At 52.6% G+C, this 382-nt stretch carries 1 protein-coding gene; it reads left to right on the top strand.

Annotated features, from left to right (window positions below; all coding sequences use genetic code 11):
- On the top strand, nucleotides 1-382 hold a 382-nt coding region (locus C5L12_RS27960), incomplete at both ends, for an aldo/keto reductase (protein WP_205839406.1).

Below are 382 nucleotides of genomic sequence, written 5' to 3' on the forward strand. Positions count from 1 at the left end.
GGACTATATCGACCTCTACATCTACCACATCTGGGATTACAACACGCCCATTATCGACGTGCTTGAAGCGTTACATACCGCTGTTACTGCTGGCAAAGTACGATCTGTTGGTATTTCAAACTGCTATGCCTGGCAGCTGGCGAAGGCGAACGCCCTTGCTGAACGCGAAGGGCTGACGCCCTTTGTTTCCGTACAGAGCCACTACAATCTAATTATGCGCGAAGATGAACGGGAGCTCTTCGGCCTGTGCACTGAGTATAATATCGCAATGACCCCCTATAGCGCGCTGGCCAGCGGCCGCCTCTCTCGTAAAGAAGGCTATACACGGCGAGCCACAGAGGATGACTATGCGCGTGGAAAATATGACAGCACGGCTGAACAG

Origin of the sequence: Neorhizobium huautlense (assembly GCF_002968575.1) — a bacterium.
In the GTDB taxonomy this organism is placed as follows: Bacteria; Pseudomonadota; Alphaproteobacteria; order Rhizobiales; family Rhizobiaceae; genus Neorhizobium; species Neorhizobium huautlense.